Origin of the sequence: Cohnella boryungensis (assembly GCF_042651945.1) — a bacterium.
Taxonomy (GTDB): Bacteria; Bacillota; Bacilli; order Paenibacillales; family Paenibacillaceae; genus Cohnella; species Cohnella boryungensis.
Window position 1 is genome coordinate 44689 of the sequence record NZ_JBHSED010000031.1, and the last position, 24093, is coordinate 68781.

The 24093-nt window shown below is 51.8% G+C and carries 40 protein-coding genes; 38 read left to right on the plus strand and 2 right to left on the minus strand.

Annotated elements, in window-relative coordinates; genetic code table 11:
* Positions 1-42: 42 nt before the first annotated feature.
* From rpsG to tuf, 3 genes are all read left to right on the plus strand, one after another.
* Entirely contained in the window at positions 43-513 is a 471-nt protein-coding gene (gene rpsG, locus ACFO1S_RS14530) for a 30S ribosomal protein S7 (RefSeq protein ID WP_204605842.1), read from the plus strand.
* A gap of 39 nt (positions 514-552) precedes the next feature.
* A complete protein-coding gene (gene fusA, locus ACFO1S_RS14535) occupies positions 553-2628 on the plus strand; it encodes an elongation factor G (RefSeq protein ID WP_204605841.1) in 2076 nt (691 codons plus the stop codon).
* A 104-nt stretch (positions 2629-2732) separates the two neighbouring features.
* The gene (tuf, locus tag ACFO1S_RS14540; RefSeq protein ID WP_204605840.1) at positions 2733-3926 is read left to right on the plus strand and encodes an elongation factor Tu; all 1194 of its coding nucleotides are present in this window, start codon (positions 2733-2735) and stop codon (positions 3924-3926) included.
* Between the two features lie 69 nt (positions 3927-3995).
* On the opposite strand, the gene ACFO1S_RS14545 is transcribed toward tuf, so the two are convergent.
* Together ACFO1S_RS14545 and ACFO1S_RS14550 are read right to left on the minus strand one after the other, a co-directional pair.
* Positions 3996-4583: a YitT family protein gene (locus tag ACFO1S_RS14545; protein WP_204605839.1), complete on the minus strand. Its 588-nt coding sequence runs from the start codon at positions 4581-4583 to the stop codon at positions 3996-3998.
* Positions 4584-4671: 88 nt separating this feature from the next.
* Complete coding sequence (locus ACFO1S_RS14550) at positions 4672-5367, minus strand: DUF421 domain-containing protein (RefSeq protein ID WP_204605838.1); 696 nt, start codon at positions 5365-5367, stop codon at positions 4672-4674.
* 303 nt (positions 5368-5670) lie between these two features.
* Between ACFO1S_RS14550 and rpsJ the strand changes: the two genes are divergently transcribed.
* The 35 genes from rpsJ (at position 5671) to ACFO1S_RS14725 (ending at position 24049) form a co-directional block, all read left to right on the plus strand.
* Entirely contained in the window at positions 5671-5979 is a 309-nt protein-coding gene (gene rpsJ / locus ACFO1S_RS14555) for a 30S ribosomal protein S10 (protein ID WP_027087350.1), read from the plus strand.
* A 46-nt stretch (positions 5980-6025) separates the two neighbouring features.
* Positions 6026-6652 (plus strand): 50S ribosomal protein L3, encoded by a 627-nt coding sequence (gene rplC, locus ACFO1S_RS14560; protein ID WP_204605837.1) that lies wholly within the window; start codon positions 6026-6028, stop codon positions 6650-6652.
* A gap of 31 nt (positions 6653-6683) precedes the next feature.
* Complete coding sequence (rplD, locus tag ACFO1S_RS14565; RefSeq protein WP_204605836.1) at positions 6684-7307, plus strand: 50S ribosomal protein L4; 624 nt, start codon at positions 6684-6686, stop codon at positions 7305-7307.
* Positions 7307-7600 (plus strand): 50S ribosomal protein L23, encoded by a 294-nt coding sequence (rplW, locus tag ACFO1S_RS14570; protein WP_204605835.1) that lies wholly within the window; start codon positions 7307-7309, stop codon positions 7598-7600. Before rplD ends, rplW begins: the two co-directional genes overlap by 1 nt.
* A gap of 29 nt (positions 7601-7629) precedes the next feature.
* Positions 7630-8460, plus strand: a complete 831-nt coding sequence (gene rplB, locus ACFO1S_RS14575) for a 50S ribosomal protein L2 (RefSeq protein WP_204605834.1) — start codon at positions 7630-7632, stop codon at positions 8458-8460.
* A gap of 63 nt (positions 8461-8523) precedes the next feature.
* Positions 8524-8805: a 30S ribosomal protein S19 gene (rpsS, locus tag ACFO1S_RS14580; RefSeq protein ID WP_204605833.1), complete on the plus strand. Its 282-nt coding sequence runs from the start codon at positions 8524-8526 to the stop codon at positions 8803-8805.
* 86 nt (positions 8806-8891) lie between these two features.
* Positions 8892-9230 carry a 50S ribosomal protein L22 gene (gene rplV / locus ACFO1S_RS14585; RefSeq protein WP_169281348.1) on the plus strand — a complete coding sequence of 113 codons (339 nt, stop codon included), beginning with the start codon at positions 8892-8894 and terminating at the stop codon, positions 9228-9230.
* A gap of 13 nt (positions 9231-9243) precedes the next feature.
* Positions 9244-9906, plus strand: a complete 663-nt coding sequence (rpsC, locus tag ACFO1S_RS14590; RefSeq protein ID WP_204605832.1) for a 30S ribosomal protein S3 — start codon at positions 9244-9246, stop codon at positions 9904-9906.
* Between the two features lie 2 nt (positions 9907-9908).
* Positions 9909-10346, plus strand: coding sequence for a 50S ribosomal protein L16 (gene rplP / locus ACFO1S_RS14595; RefSeq protein WP_204605831.1), 438 nt, complete (start codon positions 9909-9911; stop codon positions 10344-10346).
* The gene (gene rpmC / locus ACFO1S_RS14600) at positions 10333-10530 is read left to right on the plus strand and encodes a 50S ribosomal protein L29 (RefSeq protein WP_204605830.1); all 198 of its coding nucleotides are present in this window, start codon (positions 10333-10335) and stop codon (positions 10528-10530) included. Before rplP ends, rpmC begins: the two co-directional genes overlap by 14 nt.
* A 23-nt stretch (positions 10531-10553) precedes the next feature.
* Positions 10554-10817 (plus strand): 30S ribosomal protein S17, encoded by a 264-nt coding sequence (rpsQ, locus tag ACFO1S_RS14605; protein WP_144706911.1) that lies wholly within the window; start codon positions 10554-10556, stop codon positions 10815-10817.
* A gap of 34 nt (positions 10818-10851) precedes the next feature.
* On the plus strand, positions 10852-11220 hold the full coding sequence (gene rplN / locus ACFO1S_RS14610; RefSeq protein WP_135153603.1) for a 50S ribosomal protein L14: 369 nt from the start codon (positions 10852-10854) through the stop codon (positions 11218-11220).
* Between the two features lie 45 nt (positions 11221-11265).
* A complete protein-coding gene (rplX, locus tag ACFO1S_RS14615; RefSeq protein ID WP_378127014.1) occupies positions 11266-11619 on the plus strand; it encodes a 50S ribosomal protein L24 in 354 nt (117 codons plus the stop codon).
* Positions 11620-11654: 35 nt separating this feature from the next.
* Positions 11655-12197 carry a 50S ribosomal protein L5 gene (gene rplE / locus ACFO1S_RS14620; protein WP_204605829.1) on the plus strand — a complete coding sequence of 181 codons (543 nt, stop codon included), beginning with the start codon at positions 11655-11657 and terminating at the stop codon, positions 12195-12197.
* A gap of 50 nt (positions 12198-12247) precedes the next feature.
* Positions 12248-12433: a type Z 30S ribosomal protein S14 gene (locus tag ACFO1S_RS14625; RefSeq protein WP_027087364.1), complete on the plus strand. Its 186-nt coding sequence runs from the start codon at positions 12248-12250 to the stop codon at positions 12431-12433.
* 30 nt (positions 12434-12463) lie between these two features.
* Positions 12464-12862: a 30S ribosomal protein S8 gene (gene rpsH, locus ACFO1S_RS14630; protein WP_204605828.1), complete on the plus strand. Its 399-nt coding sequence runs from the start codon at positions 12464-12466 to the stop codon at positions 12860-12862.
* Between the two features lie 30 nt (positions 12863-12892).
* Positions 12893-13435 carry a 50S ribosomal protein L6 gene (gene rplF / locus ACFO1S_RS14635; RefSeq protein ID WP_204605827.1) on the plus strand — a complete coding sequence of 181 codons (543 nt, stop codon included), beginning with the start codon at positions 12893-12895 and terminating at the stop codon, positions 13433-13435.
* A 37-nt stretch (positions 13436-13472) separates the two neighbouring features.
* Positions 13473-13838 (plus strand): 50S ribosomal protein L18, encoded by a 366-nt coding sequence (gene rplR, locus ACFO1S_RS14640; protein ID WP_204605826.1) that lies wholly within the window; start codon positions 13473-13475, stop codon positions 13836-13838.
* A gap of 29 nt (positions 13839-13867) precedes the next feature.
* Positions 13868-14365, plus strand: a complete 498-nt coding sequence (rpsE, locus tag ACFO1S_RS14645; RefSeq protein WP_094050613.1) for a 30S ribosomal protein S5 — start codon at positions 13868-13870, stop codon at positions 14363-14365.
* Positions 14366-14378: 13 nt separating this feature from the next.
* Complete coding sequence (gene rpmD / locus ACFO1S_RS14650; protein ID WP_204605825.1) at positions 14379-14558, plus strand: 50S ribosomal protein L30; 180 nt, start codon at positions 14379-14381, stop codon at positions 14556-14558.
* A 42-nt stretch (positions 14559-14600) separates the two neighbouring features.
* A complete protein-coding gene (rplO, locus tag ACFO1S_RS14655; protein ID WP_204605824.1) occupies positions 14601-15044 on the plus strand; it encodes a 50S ribosomal protein L15 in 444 nt (147 codons plus the stop codon).
* Positions 15044-16342 (plus strand): preprotein translocase subunit SecY, encoded by a 1299-nt coding sequence (gene secY / locus ACFO1S_RS14660; RefSeq protein ID WP_204605823.1) that lies wholly within the window; start codon positions 15044-15046, stop codon positions 16340-16342. The genes rplO and secY overlap by 1 nt, the downstream gene beginning before the upstream one ends.
* Before the next feature lie 26 nt (positions 16343-16368).
* Positions 16369-17013 carry an adenylate kinase gene (locus tag ACFO1S_RS14665; RefSeq protein ID WP_204605822.1) on the plus strand — a complete coding sequence of 215 codons (645 nt, stop codon included), beginning with the start codon at positions 16369-16371 and terminating at the stop codon, positions 17011-17013.
* Between the two features lie 6 nt (positions 17014-17019).
* On the plus strand, positions 17020-17766 hold the full coding sequence (gene map, locus ACFO1S_RS14670; RefSeq protein WP_204605821.1) for a type I methionyl aminopeptidase: 747 nt from the start codon (positions 17020-17022) through the stop codon (positions 17764-17766).
* 93 nt (positions 17767-17859) lie between these two features.
* Positions 17860-18138, plus strand: a complete 279-nt coding sequence (locus ACFO1S_RS14675; protein ID WP_378127019.1) for a hypothetical protein — start codon at positions 17860-17862, stop codon at positions 18136-18138.
* Positions 18139-18140: 2 nt separating this feature from the next.
* Positions 18141-18356 (plus strand): translation initiation factor IF-1, encoded by a 216-nt coding sequence (infA, locus tag ACFO1S_RS14680; RefSeq protein WP_035121186.1) that lies wholly within the window; start codon positions 18141-18143, stop codon positions 18354-18356.
* A gap of 159 nt (positions 18357-18515) precedes the next feature.
* Complete coding sequence (rpmJ, locus tag ACFO1S_RS14685; RefSeq protein ID WP_003333770.1) at positions 18516-18629, plus strand: 50S ribosomal protein L36; 114 nt, start codon at positions 18516-18518, stop codon at positions 18627-18629.
* A 21-nt stretch (positions 18630-18650) separates the two neighbouring features.
* On the plus strand, positions 18651-19019 hold the full coding sequence (gene rpsM, locus ACFO1S_RS14690; RefSeq protein WP_204605820.1) for a 30S ribosomal protein S13: 369 nt from the start codon (positions 18651-18653) through the stop codon (positions 19017-19019).
* A 16-nt stretch (positions 19020-19035) separates the two neighbouring features.
* A complete protein-coding gene (gene rpsK / locus ACFO1S_RS14695; RefSeq protein WP_094050605.1) occupies positions 19036-19434 on the plus strand; it encodes a 30S ribosomal protein S11 in 399 nt (132 codons plus the stop codon).
* Between the two features lie 169 nt (positions 19435-19603).
* On the plus strand, positions 19604-20548 hold the full coding sequence (locus ACFO1S_RS14700) for a DNA-directed RNA polymerase subunit alpha (protein ID WP_204605819.1): 945 nt from the start codon (positions 19604-19606) through the stop codon (positions 20546-20548).
* Positions 20549-20677: 129 nt separating this feature from the next.
* Positions 20678-21043, plus strand: coding sequence for a 50S ribosomal protein L17 (gene rplQ / locus ACFO1S_RS14705; RefSeq protein ID WP_204605818.1), 366 nt, complete (start codon positions 20678-20680; stop codon positions 21041-21043).
* 201 nt (positions 21044-21244) lie between these two features.
* Entirely contained in the window at positions 21245-22096 is an 852-nt protein-coding gene (truA, locus tag ACFO1S_RS14710) for a tRNA pseudouridine(38-40) synthase TruA (RefSeq protein WP_204605817.1), read from the plus strand.
* Between the two features lie 248 nt (positions 22097-22344).
* Positions 22345-22782 (plus strand): 50S ribosomal protein L13, encoded by a 438-nt coding sequence (gene rplM, locus ACFO1S_RS14715; protein ID WP_204605816.1) that lies wholly within the window; start codon positions 22345-22347, stop codon positions 22780-22782.
* A 17-nt stretch (positions 22783-22799) separates the two neighbouring features.
* A complete protein-coding gene (rpsI, locus tag ACFO1S_RS14720; protein ID WP_204605815.1) occupies positions 22800-23192 on the plus strand; it encodes a 30S ribosomal protein S9 in 393 nt (130 codons plus the stop codon).
* A 164-nt stretch (positions 23193-23356) separates the two neighbouring features.
* Positions 23357-24049 (plus strand): phosphoadenylyl-sulfate reductase, encoded by a 693-nt coding sequence (locus ACFO1S_RS14725; RefSeq protein ID WP_204605814.1) that lies wholly within the window; start codon positions 23357-23359, stop codon positions 24047-24049.
* The last annotated feature ends 44 nt before the right edge of the window (positions 24050-24093 follow it).

Consider the following 24093-nt stretch of genomic DNA (forward strand, 5'->3'; position numbering starts at 1 on the left):
GCGATCGCCTGACGCTTCATGAATGAGGAAGGAGGAATCTTAATGCCACGCAAAGGACCGGTTCCTAAACGGGACGTACTTCCGGATCCGCTGTACAACAGCAAATTGGTGACTCGTCTTGTTAACCGTATTATGATCGACGGTAAGAGAGGCGTAGCTCAACAACTTCTATACGATGCGTTCAAGTTGATTCAAGAGCGCTCCGGCAAAGAGCCTATGGAGGTTTTCGAAGCCGCAATCAAGAACATCATGCCGGTGCTTGAAGTTAAAGCACGCCGTGTAGGCGGTGCAAACTATCAGGTTCCGATCGAAGTTAAGCCTGAGCGCCGCACGTCTCTTGGACTGCGCTGGCTCGTGAACTACTCCCGCAACCGCGGCGAGAAGACGATGGAAGAGCGTCTGGCAGCAGAAATTCTGGACGCATCCAACAACACGGGAGCAGCCGTCAAGAAACGTGAGGACACTCACAAGATGGCGGAAGCCAACAGAGCGTTCGCGCACTACCGTTGGTAATTATTTCGAAGCAAGATATTTTGAAGGGAGACTGTATCAATGGCTAGAGAGTTCTCCTTGCAAAATACGCGCAACATCGGGATTATGGCGCACATTGATGCGGGTAAAACCACGACGACTGAACGGATTTTGTTCTTCACCGGACGCGTTCATAAGATTGGCGAAGTGCACGAAGGCGCCGCTACGATGGACTGGATGGAGCAGGAGCAAGAGCGCGGCATTACGATCACGTCTGCCGCGACAACCGCTCAGTGGAAGGGTCACCGCATCAATATCATCGACACACCGGGTCACGTAGACTTTACGGTAGAGGTCGAGCGCTCCCTGCGCGTATTGGATGGGGCCGTTGGCGTATTCAGCGCCAAAGAAGGCGTAGAACCGCAATCCGAGACGGTATGGCGTCAAGCTGACCGTTACGGCGTACCGCGGATCGCGTATGTTAACAAGATGGATATTATCGGAGCGGACTATCTCAATGTCATCAAGGACATGAGAGAGCGCTTGAACGCTAACGCAGTGGCTATTCAGTTCCCTATGGGTGCTGAAGACAAATTTGTAGGCATGATCGATATTGTCGAGCGCATCGCTTACAAATACACCGACGACAAAGGCAAAGAGCCTGAGCAAGTCGAAATCCCTGCGGAATACGCTGAACAAGTGGAAGAGCTTCGCAGTATCTTGGTTGAGAAAGTCGCCGAGTTGGACGAAGAGCTTACGATGAAGTATCTGGAAGGCGAAGAGATTAGTGTTGCGGAAATTAAAGCGGCACTGCGCAAAGGCGTCTGCGAAGTGAAAATCTTCCCGGTCGTTTGCGGAACCTCTTATCGCAACAAAGGGATTCAGCCTATGCTGGATGCTGTTGTTGATTACCTTCCGGCGCCAGTCGATGTTCCGGACATCAAAGGCGTGCTTGACGATGGCAGCGAAACGATTCGTAAGTCTTCCGACTCCGAACCGTTCGCGGCATTGGCTTTCAAAATCATGACCGACCCTTACGTTGGTCGTTTGACTTTCTTCCGCGTATATTCCGGCGTACTGAGCTCCGGCTCTTATGTCGTTAACGCAACCAAAGGCAAACGCGAGCGTATCGGCCGTATTCTCCAAATGCATGCGAACAGCCGTCAAGAGATCGACCAAGTATACTCTGGCGATATCGCTGCAGCCGTCGGTCTTAAGGATACGACAACAGGTGATACGCTGTGCGACGAGAAGAACCCTGTTATTCTCGAATCGATGAACTTCCCAGAGCCGGTTATCCAGCTTGCAGTTGAGCCGAAAACAAAAGCCGACCAAGACAAGATGGGTATCGCTCTTCAGAAGCTGGCCGAGGAAGATCCTACGTTCCGCGCACATACGGACGAAGAAACCGGCCAAACCATCATCTCGGGTATGGGCGAGCTCCACTTGGAGATTCTCGTTGACCGTATGCTTCGCGAATTCAAAGTAGAAACGAATGTTGGTAAACCGCAAGTTGCTTACCGTGAAACATTCCGTCAAGCTGCGAAGGTCGAAGGCAAGTTCGTTCGTCAATCCGGTGGTCGCGGTCAATACGGCCATTGCTGGATCGAGTTCGAACCGCGTGAGCCGGGCGAAGGCTTCCTGTTCGAAAACAAAGTTGTCGGTGGCGTTGTTCCGCGCGAATTTATCGCTCCGGTTCAAGCCGGTATCGAAGAGTCGATGAAGAACGGCGTTCTCGCCGGATTCCCGCTCGTTGATATCAAGGCAACGATTTTCGACGGATCTTACCATGACGTCGACTCCTCGGAGATGGCGTTTAAGATTGCCGGATCGATGGCGCTTAAAGCAGCGAAGGACAAATGTAATCCTGTGTTGCTCGAGCCAATCATGAAGGTTGAAGTAACGGTTCCAGAAGAGTACTTCGGCGATGTTATGGGTATGCTGAGCTCCCGCCGTGGCCGCATCGAAGGATCGGATATGCGTTTCGGCGCACAAATCGTTCGCGCGAAGGTGCCATTGGCTGAGATGTTCGGATATTCTACAACGCTTCGTTCCGGTACGCAAGGCCGCGGGGTATTCTCGATGGAACTGTCCCACTACGAAGAAGTGCCTAAGTCGATCTCCGATGAGATCATCTCCAAGCACAAAGGCGCTTAAGACTTACCTGAAAGCGGACGGGCAGAGAGCGGCTTAATGCGGTTGTCTCCCCGTCATCAAATATAAAATTAAATCCTTTTACTCATTAAGGAGGAACAGTATCCATGGCTAAGGCTAAATTCGAACGTACGAAACCGCACGTTAACATCGGTACTATCGGTCACGTTGACCACGGCAAAACAACGACAACGGCTGCAATCACGTCGGTATTGAACAAGAAATACGGCAGCGGCGCTGCTGTAGCATTCGACCAAATCGACAAAGCTCCAGAAGAGCGCGAGCGTGGTATCACGATCTCCACAGCTCACGTTGAGTATGAGACGCCTAACCGTCACTACGCTCACGTTGACTGCCCTGGACACGCCGACTACGTTAAGAACATGATCACGGGTGCTGCTCAAATGGACGGCGCTATCCTGGTTGTATCCGCAGCTGACGGCCCTATGCCGCAAACTCGCGAGCACATCCTGTTGTCCCGTCAAGTAGGCGTTCCTTACATCGTCGTATTCTTGAACAAATGCGACATGGTTGAAGACGAAGAGCTTCTTGAGCTGGTTGAGATGGAAGTTCGCGACCTGCTGAACGAGTACGAGTTCCCAGGCGACGACACTCCAATCGTTCGCGGCGCTGCTCGTGAAGCTTTGGCTAACCCAGACGGCCCTTGGGCTGACAAAATCATCGAGCTGTTCGAAGCAGTTGACAGCTACATCCCAACTCCTGAGCGTGCAACTGACAAGCCTTTCTTGATGCCAGTTGAGGACGTGTTCACGATCACTGGTCGTGGTACGGTTGCTACAGGCCGTGTAGAACGCGGTATCATCAAAGTTGGCGACGAAGCTGAAATCATCGGTTTGCAAGAAGAAACTCGCAAATCCGTTGTTACAGGCGTTGAAATGTTCCGCAAATTGCTTGACCAAGCTCAAGCTGGCGACAACATCGGCGCATTGCTTCGCGGCGTTGACCGTAAAGACATCGAGCGTGGTCAAGTTCTGGCTAAGCCAGGTTCCGTTAAGCCTCACACGGAATTCACGGCTCAAATCTACGTACTGACTTCCGCTGAAGGTGGCCGTCACAAGCCTTTCTTCACTGGCTACCGTCCTCAGTTCTACTTCCGTACAACTGACGTAACGGGTATCATCAACCTGCCTGAAGGCACTGAGATGGTTATGCCTGGCGATAACATCACGGTTACGGTTCAACTGATCTCTCCAATCGCTATCGAAGAAGGCACTCGCTTCGCGATTCGCGAAGGCGGCCGTACAGTTGGCGCTGGAGCAGTTGCTTCCATTCAAAAATAAGCTTCACCCACCTATAGGAAAAGCTGCTCGGGTTATCCCGGAGCAGCTTTTCTTCTATATTAATAGCAATCACCAGGACAAATACTTAAATGTACAGAGAGTGGTTGCCAAACCTCCCGTTGTAATCGTTGCAATGGACAAGAACAAGGTGTCTAGAGAGAATAGGATTCCGCCGGCGATCACGACAACGGCGTCGGTGAGCAAAATCAGCATTCCAACATTCACCTTCAGGCGAGGGGCAAGCAGCTTGGCCAACAGATCGATGCCCCCTGTGCTGGTATCGAATTTCAACAGGAGGCCAAAGCCGATGCCAATGCTGATACCTCCGAGAACGGAGGCAAGGAACGGGTGAAAGACGATAACTGAACCAAACGGATTATAGGGGTCCAGCAGATCAACAAAGTAAGAAAGAAAAATCATCCCGAACAGACTGTGGAAAAACATCGATTTGTCCTTGAACCAGGCATACAGGAAAATGGGCAAGCTGCAAACAATGAGAATGAAGCCTACCTTAACTCCGAACAAGTAGTTGCTGATGAGAGCCACCCCGATCAGCCCCCCGTCCAGCACTCGAAGCGGCATCAAGAAAAAGTCGATTCCGCACGCGATCAGCAAGCATCCCGCGATAATAACGCCGATCTTATGAATGGAAAACAAATGACCCCATTCCTTTCGCCAAAGCTAGTCTTATATATATGGAAGAAGAAGACTGGCAATGACGAAAAGGAAGGGAAACATTTTACGGTCAGTGGGCTTTTAAGGAATCCTCGTAAGGGTCTAGGTAGAGCTTGTTCTGCGAGTCAACCTGAGCGAAATAAATCTTGTCCAGAGAGGTACCCAGCTGATCCAGCTTGGCGTCCAGCCAATTGCGGTTCAGCCCGACTTGCTTGAGCGAGTTCTCCATAACTTTTCCATCCATAATAACGGCCATGCTAAAGTGTTCCGCATTGACGGGCAGCTTAATGTCGGAGGGGGTGATCGGCAGATATTCCTTTTTCAACAGAACGTTCAGCTCGCCGCTCGTATCCATAATGGCGAATTCGACCTGGGACAGGTTAAATGCATTTTTCATTCGCAGCATTTCGAGCAGCTCGTCGGAAGTGATTCTTTCCTTCTTCATGTTCTCTTCGAGGATCTTGCCGTTCTGAATAATAACCCTTGCTTTTCCGTCCAGCAGGTCGCGGGCTTTTTTGCTTTTCAATTGAAGGAACTCCATGCCCAGCGAGACGCTGACCCAAACCGCAAGGGCCACAACTCCGATGACCCAATTCGAATCGGTGTCCAGCGATAGATAGGCAGCCAAGTTGCCGATGGATATCCCCGTGATATACTCGAACAACGACAGCTGGGAGACCTGTCTCTTTCCAAGCAGACGAGTCAGAACAAACAAGATGACGACGGCCATCAATGTACGCAAAGCCACTTCCAGCCAATCCGGCACGACGGACCCTCCTTTATTTAGCGTGATCTCTACACCAGTTTCTCCAAAATACCCAAGGTCATGTAGACGAATTTGCAGCAAGCTAGATGGGAATTAATAATTTTTCATTTCCGAAACATTTTTTGTTGCAATCGCTTGGGCAGATCGCTATAATAGTGAATGTTGGTCTGTGACTGTGCGCTGATGTGAGAGGTTGCCGACACACCCGGCCCCTTTGCCATAAGGGAAGCCGACCAGTGTGTCAGGGTTATTCTCACGGAGTATGTCCGATTCCAAAATTGGGCGAATGAAGGAGGGAATTCTATGGCTAAGCAAAAGATTCGAATCCGTTTGAAAGCTTACGATCATCGTATCCTGGATCAATCCGCGGAGAAGATCGTAGAAACGGCAAAACGTACAGGTGCAGGTGTCTCTGGACCGATTCCGTTGCCGACCGAGAAGCAGATCATTACGATCCTGCGTGCGGTGCACAAATACAAGGATTCGCGTGAACAATTCGAAATGCGTACGCACAAGCGTTTGATTGATATCGTCAATCCTACGCCGCAAACAGTAGACGCGTTGATGCGTCTTGACTTGCCGTCTGGCGTCGATATCGAAATCAAGCTGTAAGGTGCTTTCAAAGTAAATTAGATTCATCAAGAAAAGAGGTGTCAACATGTCAGGAATCTTGGGACGCAAGCTCGGAATGACGCAAATCTTCGCAGCGGACGGCAGTGTAGTGCCTGTAACTGTAGTTGAAGCGACTCCGAACATTGTATTGCAAAAGAAAACTGCGGATAACGACGGATACGAAGCAGTTCAAATCGGCTTCGCGGACAAACGCGAAAAGCTCGCTACTAAACCAGCCATCGGCCATGCTAAAAAGGCAGGCACTGGACCCAAGCGCTTCATCCGTGAAGTTAGCGGACTTACGCCAGCAGAAGTAGAAGTTGGTCAGGAACTTAAAGTTGACCAATTCTCCGAAGGCGATTTTGTTGACGTTACGGGTATTTCCAAGGGTAAAGGAACAGCGGGTGCAATCAAGCGTTGGGGCTTCCAGCGCGGTAAGATGACGCACGGTTCCAAATACCACCGCGGCAACGGTTCCCTCGCGACGATTCGCGATGCCAACCGCGTGCCTAAGGGCAAGAAAATGCACGGACGCATGGGTAGCGAGACGATTACGGTTCAAAACCTCGAAATCGTCAAAGTCGACGCAGAGCGCAACGTGCTGCTGATCAAAGGCTCCGTACCCGGCGCTCGCAACAGCTATCTCAAAATCCGCACAGCGGTGAAGAAATAATACGTAACGTAAGAGGAAAGGAGGACCACTCATGCCGAAAGTATCCGTATTTAACGTAGACGGCAAAGAAGTCGGACAATTGGATCTGGCTGAAGGAATCTTCGGACTGCAGCCGAACGTACACGTTCTGCACAGCGCCGTATTGCTTCAACAAGCATCCCTTCGTTCCGGCACGCACGACACCAAAGGGCGCTCGGAAGTGCGCGGTGGCGGACGCAAGCCGTGGAAACAAAAAGGAACGGGTCGCGCTCGTCAGGGCAGCATTCGTTCGCCGCAATGGAAGGGCGGCGGTATCGTCTTCGGACCGACACCACGCAGCTATGGCTTCAAATTGCCGCGTAAAGTTCGTCGTTTGGCGATCAAGTCGGCGTTGTCCAGCAAGGTTGTGGATAACCAACTTATCGTTCTGGATCAGCTGAGCTTGGCCCAACCGAAAACGAAGGAAATCGCGAAAATCTTGAACAACCTCAAAGTAAGCCGCAAAGCGCTTGTCGTTACGGCGAACTTTGAAGAAAATGTGGCCCTGTCCGCACGTAACATTCCTGGCGTCAAGTTTGTAGCCGCTGACGGAATCAATGTGCTAGACGTGATGAAGCATGATCAACTGATCATCACGAAGGATGCGGTTGCTAAAGTTGAGGAGGTGTTCGCGTAATGAAGAACCCTCGCGATCTGATCAAGCGCCCGGTCGTTACCGAACGTACGAGCGAGTTCATGGAACAGCGCAAATACGTATTCGAAGTCGACCTGAGAGCTAACAAAACGGAAATCAAACAAGCCATCGAGCAAATCTTCAAGGTGAAGGTCGTTGGCGTCAATACGCTTAGAATGCCTGCCAAGCCTAAACGCTACGGCAGACACAGCGGTTACACGTCTGAATGGAAGAAAGCGATCGTAACGCTTTCCGAAGACAGCAAGCCGCTGGAATACTTCGAATCATCCGTATAACCAGTCTGTAAAGTAAGGAGGGAATCCAATTGCCAGTCAAAAAGTTTAATCCGACAACGGCCAGCCGTCGTCAAATGACGATTGCTACGTTCGAAGAGATTACGGCGACAGAACCGGAAAAATCGTTGCTCGCGCCGTTATTCAAACGCGCAGGCCGCAACAACCAAGGTAAAATTACTGTTCGTCACCACGGCGGCGGACATAAGCGTAAATACCGGATTATCGATTTCAAGCGCACGAAGGACGGCATTCCCGGCCGCGTGGCTACGGTTGAATACGATCCGAACCGTACGTCTTATATCGCTCTGATCAACTATGTGGACGGAGAGAAAGCTTACATTATCGCTCCGAAAGGCCTTAAAGTCGGCGACGTGATTACATCGGGTCCTGACGCTGATATCAAAATCGGCAACGCTCTTCCACTGGAAAACATCCCTGTGGGTACGGTTATCCACAACATTGAGCTGAAGCCAGGTAAAGGCGGACAATTGGTTCGCGCTGCAGGCACGAGCGCTCAATTGCTGGGTAAAGAAGAAACCTACGTTACGATCCGTTTGACTTCCGGCGAAATCCGCCGCATCCTCAAAACTTGCCGCGCAACGATCGGTACGGTCGGTAACCAAGACCACGAGTTGCTCAACATCGGTAAGGCTGGACGTAATCGCTGGTTAGGCAAGCGCCCGACTGTTCGCGGTGTCGTCATGAACCCGAACGATCACCCGCACGGTGGTGGCGAAGGCCGCGCGCCAATCGGACGGAAATCCCCGCTTTCTCCTTGGGGCCAACCGACTCTGGGCTACAAAACACGCAAGAAGAAAAAAGCTTCGAGCAAATACATCGTTCGTCGCCGCAGCAAGTAATCCATTCTTGTCTAGCGGCATGAGCGGAATACTCTCAAGCCGGTTTGAAGGGAGGAACAATCCATGGGTCGCAGTTTGAAAAAAGGACCTTTCGTGGACGGCTACCTGCTGAAGAAGGTAGAAGAGCTGTCCGGTTCGAATAAAAAAGTCGTGATCAAAACCTGGTCGCGTCGCTCGACGATTTTCCCGCAATTCGTGGGTCAAACGTTCGGAGTATACGACGGTCGCAAGCACGTGCCGGTATACGTGTCGGAAGACATGGTCGGCCACAAGCTCGGCGAATTTGCGCCTACGCGTACGTTCAAAGGCCATACGGATGACGACAAGAAAACGGGCAAGAGATAATTAACCCTACGAAGTGCGATCGGACAAGGGCGCTGAGCGCCGCGAGTTGATCGGCACGAGACGTACGTAAGGGAGGAGGTACACCGATGTCTCAGCAAGCGAAAGCTGTTGTGAATAACATTCGCATTCCGGCTCGCAAAGTCCGCCTGGTCGTTGACTTGATCCGCGGCAAAAAGGTAGGCGATGCAGTCGCGATTTTGCGTCACACGCCGCGTTCGGCATCTCCGGTTCTGGAAAAGCTCCTGAACTCTGCCATTGCGAACGCTGAACACAACTATCAGCTCGACGTGAACAAATTGGTCGTTTCCGAAGCCTTCGTTAACGAAGGTCCAACCATGAAACGGTTCCAACCTCGTTCCCAAGGTCGCGCATTCAGTATTTTCAAACGCTCCAGCCACATTACGCTGGTCGTATCTGAAAAATAAGGAGGGACAACGTGTGGGTCAAAAAGTAAATCCCGTCGGTCTTCGCATCGGCATTATCCGTGACTGGGAATCCAAATGGTATGCTGACAAAGATTTTGGCACCCTTCTGATCGAAGATGTCAAAATCCGCGAATTCCTTAAGAAGAAGCTGAAAGAAGCAGCGGTTTCCAAAGTTGAAATCGAGCGTGCGGCTAACCGCGTTAACGTTACGATTCATACCGCTAAGCCAGGCATCGTCATTGGTAAAGGCGGCTCCGAGGTTGAAGTGCTTCGCGGCCAACTGACCAAGCTCACGAACGGCAAAAAGGTACACATCAACATCTCCGAGATCAAAAACCCTGAATTGGACGCAGTCCTCGTTGCCGAGAGCATCGCGCAACAGCTGGAACGTCGCGTTTCCTTCCGTCGTGCAATGAAGCAAGCTATTCAACGCACGCAGCGCGCAGGCGCTAAAGGAATCAAGACTTCGGTAAGCGGCCGTCTGGGCGGAGCGGAGATTGCTCGTCAAGAAGGATACAGCGAAGGAACGGTGCCTCTGCATACGCTTCGCGCTGACATCGATTACGGAACAGCGGAAGCTCATACGACTTACGGCCGCATCGGCGTTAAAGTATGGATCTACCGCGGCGAAGTCCTTCCGACGAAGAAAAGAGCTGCTGAGGAAGGAGGCAACTAATCATGTTGGTCCCTAAACGCGTAAAACACCGCAAAGTACACCGCGGTAAAATGAAAGGTCGCGCCAAAGGCGGCACTGAGGTGCACTTCGGCGAATTCGGTCTCCAAGCGCAGGAAGCTTCCTGGGTGACGAACCGTCAGATCGAATCTGCCCGTATTGCGATGACTCGTTACATCAAGCGGGGCGGTAAGGTCTGGATCAAAATCTTCCCTTCGAAACCGATCACCCAAAAGCCTCTCGAGGTTCGGATGGGTAGCGGTAAAGGTAACGTAGAAGCATGGGTTGCCGTTGTGAAGCCGGGCAAAGTGCTGTTCGAACTCGCAGGGGTATCCGAGGAGATCGCACGCGAAGCAATGCGTCTTGCCGCACACAAGCTGCCGATTAAGACGAAGTTTGTGAAACGTGAAGAACTGGGTGGTGAAGCAAATGAAGGCGAGTGAATTTCGCAACCTGACTTCGGCGGAACTTGAGCAGAAAGTCGCCGGCTTCAAGGACGAACTGTTTAACCTCCGCTTCCAACTGGCTACAGGCCAGCTGGACAACCCGCACCGCCTTGGCGATCTGCGGAAAGAAATCGCTCGGGCTAAAACCATTTTGCGCGAGCGTGAACTCGGCATCGGCTAATACCCGGGAAAAGGAGGATGACCATGAGCGAGCGCAACAATCGCAAAGTGCAGATCGGCAAAGTCGTCAGCGACAAGATGGACAAAACGATTGTGGTAGCTGTTGAGACTTACAAGAAGCACAGCCTGTACCACAAGCGGATCAAATACACGAAGAAATTCAAAGCACATGATGAAAACAACGACGCCCAAATCGGCGACACTGTAAAAATCATGGAGACCCGCCCACTGTCGAAAGACAAAACATGGCGCCTGGTCGAAATCGTCGAGAAAGCCGTATTGGCCTAAGCGACTCACCCGTTACTGAAAGGAGGACCTTGCGATGATTCAACCGTTTACGCGTCTGCATGTTGCCGACAACTCCGGCGCGAAAGAATTGATGTGCATCCGTGTGCTTGGTGGTACGGGACGCCGCGTAGGACATATCGGTGATATGATCGTATGCTCCGTTAAACAAGCAACACCAGGTGGCGTTGTCAAAAAAGGCGACGTAGTCAAATGCGTTATCGTACGTACGAAACGTTCGGTACGCCGTAAAGACGGATCTTACATCGCGTTCGACGAGAACGCCGCTGTAATCGTTAAAGAAGATAAGAGCCCGCGCGGTACCCGGATCTTCGGACCTGTTGCTCGTGAGCTTCGCGAACGTGACTTCATGAAAATCATTTCCCTGGCACCGGAAGTTCTCTAAGAACCCGGAACGCACCGATGGAGAAACACTCAAGGAGGTGTACCCATGCCCCGTCTGAAAAAAGTGCTTGCATCGCACAACAATAAACTGCACGTGAAGAAAGACGATAACATTATCGTCATCTCCGGTAAGGACAAAGGCAAGAAAGGCCGCATCATCGCTGCTTATCCGCGCGAGAACCGCGTTCTTGTCGAAGGCGTGAATATGGTCAAGCGCCATACTCGCCCTAACCCGTCTAACCAACAAGGTGGTATCATCGAACGCGAAGCGCCAATTCACGCTTCCAACGTTATGCATATCGATCCTAAAAGCGGAAAGCCGACTCGTATCGGCTACAAAACGCTGGATAACGGCAAGAAAATCCGGGTCGCTAAACGCTCCGGAGAATCGATCGACTAATCGCAGTAAGAACGGAAAGGAGGTCACTGTGACTCATGGCAGCAAGAATGAAGGAACGTTTCCTGAATGAAATTACTCCTGCTCTGATGCAGAAGTTTAGCTACAAATCCGTCATGCAAGTGCCGAAAATCGAGAAAGTCGTCATCAACATGGGTGTCGGCGAGGCGGTTTCCAACTCCAAAATCATCGATTTTGCGGTTGAGGATATGCAGAAGATTGCCGGCCAAAAGCCAGTAATCACGCGTTCCAAGAAATCAATCGCAGGCTTCCGCTTGCGTGAGAATTTGCCGATCGGCGTCAAGGTTACGCTGCGCGGCGAACGGATGTACCATTTCCTTGATAAGTTGTTCAACATTTCTCTCCCACGCGTACGCGACTTCCACGGCGTGTCGACGAAATCGTTCGACGGTCGCGGAAACTATACGCTCGGTCTGAAAGAGCAGCTTATTTTCCCGGAAATCGAATACGACAAAATCGATAAAGTTCGCGGGATGGATATCGTCATCGTAACGACAGCACAATCGGACGAAGAAGCGCGTGAGCTGCTCACCCAATTGGGTATGCCGTTTGCGAAGTGACGATTACCCGGTCAATGAGCAAAGGTTACCTAATGGAGGTGTGAAAGCAAGTGGCAAAAACATCGATGAAAATCAAGCAGCAACGCGCGCCGAAGTTTAAAGTCCAAGCTTACACGCGTTGCGAACGTTGCGGTCGTCCGCATTCCGTTCTGCAAAAATTCAAAATTTGCCGGATCTGTTTCAGAGAACTGGCATACAAGGGCCAGATTCCTGGCGTTAAAAAAGCGAGCTGGTAATCAGCCTAGTTCGGGAAGGAGGTTTACCCCATGGTTATGTCTGATCCTATTGCAGATATGTTAACGCGCATTCGCAACGCGAATTTGGTGCGCCATGAGTCGGTGGAATTGCCTGCGTCTACAGTGAAGAAGCAAATTGCTGAAATCCTGAAGCGCGAAGGGTTTATCCGCGACGCAGAATATGTAGAAGATAACAAGCAAGGGTTGATCCGCATTTTCTTGAAATACGGACAAAACAACGAGCGCGTTATCACGGGTCTTAAACGCATTAGCAAGCCAGGCTTGCGCGTATATACGAAATCCAACGAAGTTCCTCGCGTGTTGGGTGGCCTCGGCATCGCGATCATTTCCACATCCAAAGGCATCATCACCGACAAGGAAGCCCGTCAAGGGAAGTCCGGCGGCGAAGTGCTTTGCTACGTTTGGTAATTTAACTGTCACACGATTGGAGGTGTACCCATGTCCCGTATTGGACGCAAACCGATCCAGGTGCCTAACGGCGTGAACGTGAACCTGGACAGCAACGTCATTACGGTCAAAGGACCGAAAGGAACTTTGTCCCGCACGCTTCACAGCGATATGAAAGTATCCTACGAAGCCGATGTCATTACTGTAGAACGGCCTTCCGATAACAAGCTGCACCGTGCGTTGCACGGAACGACTCGCAGCGTAGTCGCGAACATGGTGAGCGGCGTAACTGAAGGTTATGCGAAAAACCTTGAGCTGGTAGGGGTAGGTTACCGCGCAAGCAAGTCCGGCGAGAAGCTGGTACTGAACGTTGGTTACTCTCACCCGGTCGAATTCGTGCCTGAGAACGGCATCGAGTTCGAAGTTCCGGCGCAAAACAAAATCATCATCAAAGGCATCGACAAGGAGCTTGTCGGCGCTACTGCGGCTAAGATCCGTTCCGTACGCGAGCCTGAGCCTTACAAAGGCAAAGGAATCAAGTACGAAAACGAGCGCATCCTTCGTAAAGAAGGTAAAGCAGGTAAGAAGAAGTAAGAGTAATGCAGCCTAACTAAAAGGAGTGAAAATGCGGATGATTACAAAAGCCGATAAGAATAAGGCTCGTCTGAAAAGACACCTTCGGGTTCGTAAGAAAATCAGCGGGACAACTGAGCGTCCACGTCTGTCCGTGTTTCGTTCTTCCAAGCACATCTACGCTCAACTGATTGATGACGTTAAAGGCATCACAATTGCCAGTGCATCGACAGTCGACAAAGAGCTTGCAGGAATTGGAAACGGCGGCAACGTGGAATCCGCGCGTAAAGTTGGCGAGCTGGTTGCCAAGCGCGCGAAAGCCCAAGGATATGAGAACGTCGTGTTCGACCGCGGCGGTTACCTCTATCACGGACGTATTCAAGCACTGGCGGATGCTGCACGCGAAGCCGGTTTACAGTTTTAATTCACTTTTGATACAAGGAGGTAAACGACTTGCGTGTAGATCCGAATACATTGGAACTTACGGAGAAAATGGTTCAAATCAACCGTGTCTCCAAAGTCGTCAAGGGCGGACGTCGCTTTAGCTTCAGCGCACTCGTCGTTGTCGGAGACGGCAAAGGCTGGGTTGGCGCGGGCATCGGTAAAGCTTCCGAAGTTCCTGATGCAATCCGTAAGGGCGTCGATGACGCCAAGAAAAATCTTGTCTTCGTACCACTCGTTGGAACGACGATTCCGCATGCCGTTACGGGAAGTTTCGGCGCCGGCAAAGTGTTGCTGAAACCGGCATCTGAAGGTACGGGCGTTATCGCCGGCGGACCTGTCCGCGCGGTGCTCGAACTGGCTGGAGTCGGCGATATTTTGACGAAATCGCTGGGTTCCTCCAACTCCATTAACATGGTCAATGCGACGTTGGAAGGGCTGTCCCGCCTCAAACGCGCCGAAGACGTAGCGAAACTGCGCGGCAAAACCGTAGCAGAGCTATTCCGCTAAGGAGGGGAAACAGATGGCACAGCTTCAAATTACCCTCGTTCGCAGCTTGATCGGCCGTCCGGAGAATCAGCGTCAAACGGTGAAAACTCTTGGACTCAAAAAGCTGCATTCGTCCGTAGTAAGAGAAGACAATGTCGCGACTCGCGGCATGATCAATACGGTCAGTCACCTGATCGAAGTTAAAGAAGTATAAGAAGTAAAAGAAGATTAAATTGTCAAGGAGGTGCGACGTACGATGAAATTGCATGAGTTATCTCCGAACGCAGGCTCCAAGTCCACTCGCAAACGCGTTGGACGCGGCGCCGGCAGCGGACTCGGCAAAACGTCTGGTCGCGGTCACAAAGGGCAAAACGCTCGTTCCGGCGGCGGTGTACGTCCCGGTTTCGAGGGCGGACAAAACCCATTGTACCGTCGGGTTCCTAAGCGCGGTTTCAACAACGATCGTTTCGCTACGGTGTTTGCGATCGTCAATCTTGATCAGTTGAACCGTTTTGCAGCTGGAACGGAAGTAACGCCAGAATTGCTGCTTAACGAGGGCATTCTGAAAAATCCAAAAGACGGAATTAAAATTCTGGGCAATGGCGATCTGAACGTGCAGCTGACTGTTAAAGCTCATAAGTTCTCTCAGTCTGCAGCAGAAAAAATTCAAGCCGCCGGCGGTAAAACCGAGGTGATCTAATGTTCGCGACCGTCACTAACATTTGGAAAGTTGAGGACCTTCGCAAGAGGATCCTCTTCACCCTTTTCATCCTGTTTGTATATCGAATCGGTTCCTTCATCCCGGTCCCTAACATTAATAAGGACGTATTGACAATGGCCGATCAATCAGGCACAGACCTGTTCGGCCTTCTGAACACGTTCTCTGGCGGCGCATTGTTCAACTTCTCCATTTTCGCTCTGGGGATTACGCCTTACATTACCGCTTCGATTATCGTTCAGCTCCTTTCGATGGATGTTATTCCGAAGTTCTCGGAATGGCAGAAGGAAGGCGAGAACGGCAAACGCAAGCTTGCTCAGATTACTCGATACGGAACGATCGTACTGGGACTTATCCAGGCGTTCGCAACGGCAATCGGATTTAACCGGATGTACAGCTACGAAATGGTCATCGATGCGAACGTCGCAACGTATCTTATGATTGCGATTGTATTGACGGCAGGTACCGCGTTCTTGATGTGGTTGGGCGAGCAGGTCAACGAAAAAGGTATCGGCAACGGTATCTCGATCTTGATCTTCGCGGCGATTGTTGCCAGCATTCCTAAGCACATACGCGATATCTACGCCAACCAGTTCGTAGATTCCAGCCAAGTGTTCCTGAACATCGTGAAAATCGTGATCATCCTGCTCGTAATCGTCTTGATTATCGCAGGCGTAATCTTCATCCAGCAGGGCGTTCGCAAGATTCCGGTACAGTACGCCAAACGGGTTGTCGGACAAAAAATGTACGGCGGCCAGTCGACGCACATTCCGCTTAAGGTTAATGGCGCCGGCGTTATCCCGGTTATCTTCGCAGTATCGCTGCTGATGTTCCCGATCACGATCGCGCAGTTCTGGGCGAACCAAAACTGGGCGCAATGGATCATTAACCACCTGTACTACGACGAGCCTCTGGGCATGGTCCTGTACGTGCTTCTGATCATCGGATTCACCTTCTTCTACACGTTCGTTCAGTTCAATCCTCAACAATTGGCTGACAACATGAAGAAAAACGGCGGCTATATTCCAGGCATTCGTCCCGGAAAGCCGACGGCCGGCTTCCTGATGCGCGTTATTACACGCATTACGCTTGCAGGCGCGGTGTTCCTGGCTCTGATCTCGGTACTGCCGGTATTCTTCGGCGCTATCGCGGATCTGCCTCGTACAGTACAATTGGGCGGTACCTCGCTGCTTATCGTCATCGGGGTTGCACTTGAGACGATGAAGCAAATCGAGAGCCAATTGATCAAACGCCATTACAAAGGGTTTATCAATAAGTAATCTATGAACGGGCAGGAGGAACAGCAATGAACATTTTGTTTATGGGGCCTCCTGGCGCCGGCAAAGGAACGCAGGCAGAACGGATCGTCGAGCAATTCGGCATTCCTCACATCTCGACAGGTGATGCGTTTCGCTTAGCCATGAAGCAAGGCACGCCGCTGGGGCAGAAGGCGAAGGAGTACGTAGACCAAGGTCTTCTTGTTCCGGACGAAGTGACGAACGGCATCGTGCGCGACCGTCTCGCTGCGGAAGATTGCGCCAACGGGTTTCTGTTGGACGGTTTTCCCCGGACGCTAGCGCAGGCCGAAGCGCTGGACGGCATGCTTGCGGAGATGGATCGCAAGATTGATCATGTCATCAACCTTAAAGTGGATCGCGGCTTCTTGCTTGCCCGCTTGACCGGTAGACGGATTTGCAAAACTTGCGGCACAACGTATCATATTCTTTTCAACCCGCCGAAGCAGGAAGGAATCTGCGATAAGGACGGGGGAGAGCTGTATCAGCGTTCCGACGATACGGAGGAGAAGGTCGGTACTCGTCTTGACGAGTATACAAGCAAGACGGCTCCTCTTCTGACGTATTACGGCGACAAAGGTTTGCTCCGCGAAGTAGATGGAGAGAAGGAAATCGATGCGGTTACGACCGATATCGCTTCTCTTCTCAGAGGGTAACCGGCTATGATCGTAATCAAATCCGAAAAAGAGTTAAGCTTGATGCGAGAGGCGGGAAGAATCGTCGCGGAAACGCATCGCTTGATGAAGCAAGCGATCGTTCCGGGAATTACGACCGCCGAACTCGATCGGATCGCCGATTCGTTCATCCGAAGCCAAGGTGCCGTTCCCTCTTTCAAAGGTTATAACGGTTTTCCTGCCAGTATATGCGCCTCTACGAACGAGGAACTCGTACACGGATTTCCCGGACCCCGTAAGCTCATAGAAGGCGACATCATCAGCATCGATATCGGCGCACAGTACCAAGGTTATCACGGAGATTCCGCTTGGACTTACGGAGTCGGTCGGATTACGGACGAGGCGCAACGCCTGCTCGACGTGACAGAGGCTTCCCTCTTCGCTGGGCTGGAGCTCGTTCGCCCCGACGTGAGGCTGTACACCGTATCCCACGGGATTCAGAAGGTCATCGAAGAGGCGGGTTTCTCGGTCGTGCGCGAATACGTCGGACACGGCGTCGGAGCCGCATTGCATGAGGAGCCGCAGATTCCGAATTACGGAGTTCCCGATCGAGGGCCTCGCTTGAAGCCCGGAATGACTCTGGCGATCGAACCGATGGTAATCATAGGAGAACGCTACGTGAAGACCTTGTCCGACAACTGGACGGTCGTTACGGTGGACGGTTCCCTGTGCGCGCATTTCGAGCATACGATTGCCGTAACCGAAGACGGGTACGAGATATTGACCCGTGCGTAAAGCTAGGTGAAGGATATGACGGTAAACGTAAAGTTGGAGCCCGGTGATCTCGTAAGGAGCCGGCGGGGCAGAGACGAAGGGGAGCTCGCAGTTGTGATCGCCTTAGTCGAAGAGCGATTCGCGCTCGTAGCCGACGGCGACAAGCGCCGATTCGATCGGCCCAAACGCAAAAACGTGCTGCACCTCGAACGGATCGGTTCCAGAAGCGAGGAAGTCGCGAACAGCCTTCGCGATACCGGCCGCGTAACTAACGCGAAGCTTCGGCACGCTATCGGACAAATCGAACAACGGCTCGCGAAGAACGAAGCGCAGGAGCTTAACGCCCCAGCATCGATCTCGCTCGAAGCGCATGCTGAAGAGAAAGGAGAATGACGGTGGCCAAAGAGGACGTCATTGAGGTTGAAGGAACGGTCATTGAACCGTTGCCGAATGCCATGTTCAAAGTGGAGCTGGAGAACGGACATCAAATCCTTGCGCATGTTTCCGGAAAGCTTCGGATGCATTTCATACGGATTCTTACGGGGGATAAAGTGGTTATCCAGTTGTCACCCTATGATCTAACGCGGGGACGCATCACTTACCGCAAATAAGCTTGTTCTATCCGTTCGCGCGACGAACGATCGATCCCACGATCGTGATGACTGAAACGCGACGTTTAGCGACGCGCTATCTCAGTCACACTGGTGACGATCAATCTGCGAGCTATCGCACGCCGCCGGATCGATCGCACGATTAAGGAGGGTATTATCATGAAGGTGAGACCTTCGGTCAAACCGATTTGCGAGAAATGCAAAGTCATTCGCCGCAAAGGCAACGTGATGGTTATCTGCGAGAACCCTAAGCATAAACAAAAACAAGGCTAATTAAAGGAGGTGCCCCTAACTATGGCACGTATTTCTGGTGTTGACCTCCCGCGCGACAAGCGTGTGGAAATCGCCCTGACGTACATCTTCGGAATTGGCAAGTCCACTTCCCAGAAGATTCTGGCGTCCACGGGCGTCAATCCCGACACTCGGGTTCGTGATCTGACGGAGGATGAGCTCGCTCGTCTTCGCGAAACGATCGACAAAGAACTGAAGGTCGAGGGCGACCTGCGTCGCGAAATTGCACTAAACATCAAACGGCTGATCGAAATCGGCTGCTATCGTGGCATCCGTCACCGCCGCGGTCTTCCGGTTCGCGGACAACGTTCGAAAACGAACGCTCGTACACGTAAAGGTCCTCGTCGTACGGTAGCGAACAAGAAGAAATAAGGGGGGATAACAAAACATGGCACAAAAGGGCAAGAAAGTCGTTCGTACCAAGCGTCGTGATCGGAAGAATATTGACTCCGGCGTGGCACATATCCGTTCCACGTTCAACAATACGATCGTCACGATTACGGATCCGCACGGTAACGCTGTTTCCTGGGCAAGCTCCGGTAACCTTGGCTTCAAGGGCTCCCGTAAGAGCACCCCGTTCGCCGCGCAAATGGCTGCTGAATCCGCAGCTCGCGCTGCAATGGAACACGGAATGCGTTTGGTTGAAGTATCCGTTAAAGGTCCTGGCGCAGGCCGCGAAGCCGCGATTCGTTCGTTGCAAGCTGCCGGTCTTGAAGTCAGCATGATTAGAGACGTAACGCCAATCCCGCATAACGGATGCCGTCCTCCGAAGCGCCGCCGCGTGTAACGATGTTGCTGTTGTGGTATCAAACAAGAACAACTTGAGAATAATGGTTGTAACGGTTAGACATACTACACGGTTTACCCCATAAACATTTCTCCTTATCGATAAGGCTGAACCATTTCGTTGGGTGAACAAAGGCAACGTCAGCGACGTTTTGAAGGAGGTTTTGGTTATGATAGTCATCGAGAAACCAAAAATCGATTCTGTGGAACTTCAGGATGACAAGAAGTATGGCCGCTTCGTGGTCGAGCCGCTGGAACGCGGCTACGGCATGACGCTGGGCAACTCTCTTCGCCGCATTCTGCTGTCGTCCCTTCCGGGCGCAGCCGTCGTATCGGTACAGATTGACGGCGTACTCCATGAATTTTCCACGATTCCGGGTGTTATTGAGGATGTTACGCAGATCATCCTCAATCTGAAGCGTCTTTCGCTGAAGATTCACTCCGACGAAGAAAAGGTGCTCGAAATCGATGCGGAAGGCGACGGCGTCGTTACGGCTGGCGATATTCGCGCAGACAGCGACGTTGAGATCCTGAATCCCGAGCTGCACATTGCGACTCTGGCTTCCGGTGCGCGCCTGCACATGCGGATTTTCGCAAGAGTAGGCCGCGGTTATGTGCCTTCCGATCGCAACAAGAAGGAAGATCAACCGATTGGCGTAATTCCAGTCGATTCGATCTATACGCCGATTACCCGCGTGAACTATCAAGTCGAGAATACGCGTGTCGGTCAAGTGACCAACTACGACAAGCTTACGCTTGAAGTATGGACCGACGGCAGCATTCGGCCTGAAGAAGCGGTTAGTCTGGGCGCGAAAATCCTGACCGACCACCTGTCTTTGTTCGTGGGTCTTACGGACGAGGCTAAAGATACCGAAACGATGAAGGAAAAAGAAGAGGACAAGAAAGAGAAAGTTCTGGAGATGACCATCGAAGAGCTGGATCTGTCTGTTCGTTCTTATAACTGCCTGAAGCGCGCCGGCATCAATACGGTTCAAGAGTTGATCACGAAAACCGAAGAGGACATGATGAAGGTTCGCAACCTGGGCCGCAAGTCCTTGGAGGAAGTACAAGAGAAGCTCGAAGAGCTCGGATTGGGCCTGCGTTTCGAGGAATAGCATCGTGAGCTGCACACTGTAAGGTATGAAACGCGGCCGACAGCAGCGAGGCTATTCGCTCTTGCAGCGTTAGCTTCTGTTGCCTCAGGACGGCGCTTCATCATTCGCACCGAGAGGGAGGGAAAACAAATGGCTTATCAAAAACTGAGTCGCGATTCCAGCGCGCGGAAAGCACTGTTCCGCGATCTGACGACCGACCTGTTCCTGTACGAGCGTATTCAAACGACCGAAGCGAAAGCGAAGGAAGTTCGTTCGATCGCTGAGCGTCTGATCACGCTGGCTAAGCGCGGCGACTTGCACGCACGTCGTCAAGTAGCAGCATTCGTTCGTCGCGAGACGCTGAATGGCGAACAAGACGCCATCCAAAAACTGTTCTCCGATATCGCTCCGCGTTATTCGGAACGTCCGGGTGGATATACACGTATCCTGAAGCTGGGACCTCGCCGCGGAGATTCGGCTCCGATGGTATTTCTTGAGCTCGTGGATCGCGCGTAAGAACGGAGCAAAGAAGGATGGACCGAATCCCGCATTCGGATCATCCTTTTTTTGTCGCCGTATCAGCAAGTATAAGGTTTAGAACGCCTTATCCCATCTGATAGCTCGATACAAAACGTCTCCCGCCGTACCCAAGGACGGCGAAGCCGTTTTTACTTGCGCTATTTGTATATACTTGCTCGCAGCGGGGAGGGAGTTAGGGTGCGCAATATCGCGCTGATCGTCAGCTATGACGGTACGGACTATTACGGATTTCAAAGCCAGCCCGGCGGGAATACCGTTCAGGACAAGCTTGAAGAGGCGATCTACAAATTGTCGGGCGAGGAGATTCGTCTGAACGGCTCCGGCAGAACCGACGCGGGCGTACATGCCAGATGCCAGGTCGCCAGCTTTACCACGAATTCGACTATTCCGACAGAGCGTTGGGCCATCGCGCTGAATACAAGACTTCCGCAGGACATTGTCGTTCAGAGCGTGTACCAGGTACCCGATGAATTCCATGCGCGGCACCATGCCTTAAACAAGACGTATCGCTATACGATCAATTGCAATCGTGTGCGAGATTTATTCCGTCGCAGATATGAGGTTCATCACCCGACGCCGCTGGATGTTGAAGCGATGAGGGCCGGACTGAAGCATTTGATCGGCGAGCATGACTTTTCTTCCTTTACGTCCCCGTTGTCCACGAAGCCAAGCCATGTTCGAACGATTCTGGAATCGTGGATCGAGCTGGAGGAGGCGGAAGCGGACAATCTGCAAACCAATCCGGCCTATGATCGCGCTTGGGATGAGCGCCATTATCCGGGCAAGCAGCGCGGGGTTCTGCATTTGTACGTGAAGGGAAGCGGTTTTCTCTACAATATGGTACGGATCATTGCTGGGACGCTTCTGCAGGTTGGAGAAGGCAAGATCGCTCCGGAAGAGATGGCTCGTATTCTGGCTGCACGGGACAGGGCAAAGGCGGGGCCGACCGCGATGCCGAACGGACTCAGCCTGTGGGAGGTCGTTTACGAGGATCTGCCGATCGGGCGTAGAAAAACGAACGATTTCTGATCATCTATACTTGCATCGCGCAGCATTTTCGTGTACAATAAATTTTGTGCTTTCTGCGTGGCTACCCACGGCCCCAGCGCAGAAATGTCGCGCTTTTTGGTGTGTTTGACGGAATCGCTTGTGACGATTCCACATCCTGTCGGACCCGTCAACGTTTTTAACGCTTTTAAGCATTTACACAAACGCAAACAAAAATGTAATCGCAGTTCCACATAAAAGCAGGGAAATCACCCGAAGGAGGATGTTTCATGCGTACAACTTACATGGCTAAGCCGCTTGAAGTCGAGCGCAAATGGCACATTATCGACGCCGAAGGCAAAACCCTCGGTCGTCTGGCCAGCGAAGCTGCTGCTTTGATCCGCGGCAAGCACAAACCTGAATTTACTCCACATATCGATACTGGCGATTTCGTAGTCGTCATTAACGCGGAGAAGATCGTTCTGACAGGCAAGAAGCTGCAACAAAAGAAATACTACACGCACTCTCACTACCCAGGCGGATTGAAAACGACAACCGCTCAAGAGATGCTCAACAAGAAGCCTGCCCGCATCATCGAATTGGCGGTATACGGCATGCTTCCTAAGAACAAGCTGGGACATCAGCTGCAAGGCAAGCTGAAAGTATACGCAGGCAGCGAACATCCACATCAAGCCCAACAACCTGAAGTTTACGAACTTCGCGGATAATAAAGGAGGACTTTCGAATGGCTCAAGTGCAATATTTAGGAACGGGTCGCCGCAAGCACTCCGTTGCGCGGGTTCGTCTCGTGCCGGGTGAAGGCCGCATCATTATCAACAAGCGTGAAATCAACGATTACTTCGACGTTGAGACGTTGAAGCTGATCGTTAAGCAACCGCTGAACCTGACTGAAACAGGCAGCAAATACGACATTCTCATTCTTGCTCACGGCGGCGGTACTTCCGGCCAAGCCGGCGCAATCCGTCACGGAATTTCCCGTGCTCTTCTCAAGGCAGATCCTGAGCTTCGCCCTGCATTGAAGAAAGCCGGCTTCCTGACTCGTGATCCGCGTATGAAAGAGCGTAAGAAATACGGCCTCAAGGCTGCACGTCGCGCTCCACAGTTCTCGAAACGTTAATCGTTCCAACAATGCCTTTCCACATCAATTGCGATGTTTGGAAAGGCATTTTTTGCTTTTATGGCCGTTGTAATGCCAGTAAGAATGGATTGAACTATTGTGACAGCAGGCGTATAATGATTGTATTCATACTTAAATACTAGGGTTTAAGCGGAGGTTATACAATGAACTTGATCGAGAAGGAAAATCTCATCCGCACGAAGGCGGAGGAATTCGAAAATGCTTCGGCGGAGACGGTCATCGCTTGGGCAATCGAGACGTTCCCGAACATTACGTTCGCTTGCAGCTTTGGCGCGGAAGACGTCGTGCTTGTGGATATGATTCAGAAGATCAGCCCGTCGACGGACATTTTCTATCTGGATACGGATTTTCATTTCAAGGAAACCTACGAGACGCGCGATCGCATGGCCGCGAAGTACAATCTGAAGTTCGTAGAGGTTAAGCCGAAGCTCACGCCGGAGGAGCAGGCTGCCGAGCACGGAGCGGAGCTGTGGAAGAGCGATCCGACAGGCTGCTGCAATATTCGCAAGGTTGAGCCGCTGACTCGCATTCTTTCCCAATACGAGGCTTGGATTACCGGAATTCGCCGCGATCAGGCGCCTACGCGCGCGAATGCGAAAAAGGTGGAGTATGATACCAAGTTCGGTCTGGTGAAATTCAATCCTCTGGCCGCGTGGACTTCCGAGCAAGTGTGGGAATATATCCGGGCAAACGACATTATTTACAATCCGCTTCACGATCAGAACTTCCCAAGCATCGGCTGCGAGCAATGCACGAAGCCGGTTATGCCGGGCGAGGACCCTCGCTCCGGGCGCTGGGCAGGCAACGAGAAGACGGAGTGCGGCTTGCACAAATAAGCTGCTGCAGGGTCGAAACTTATTGAAGAAGAAGGAGCTACTCA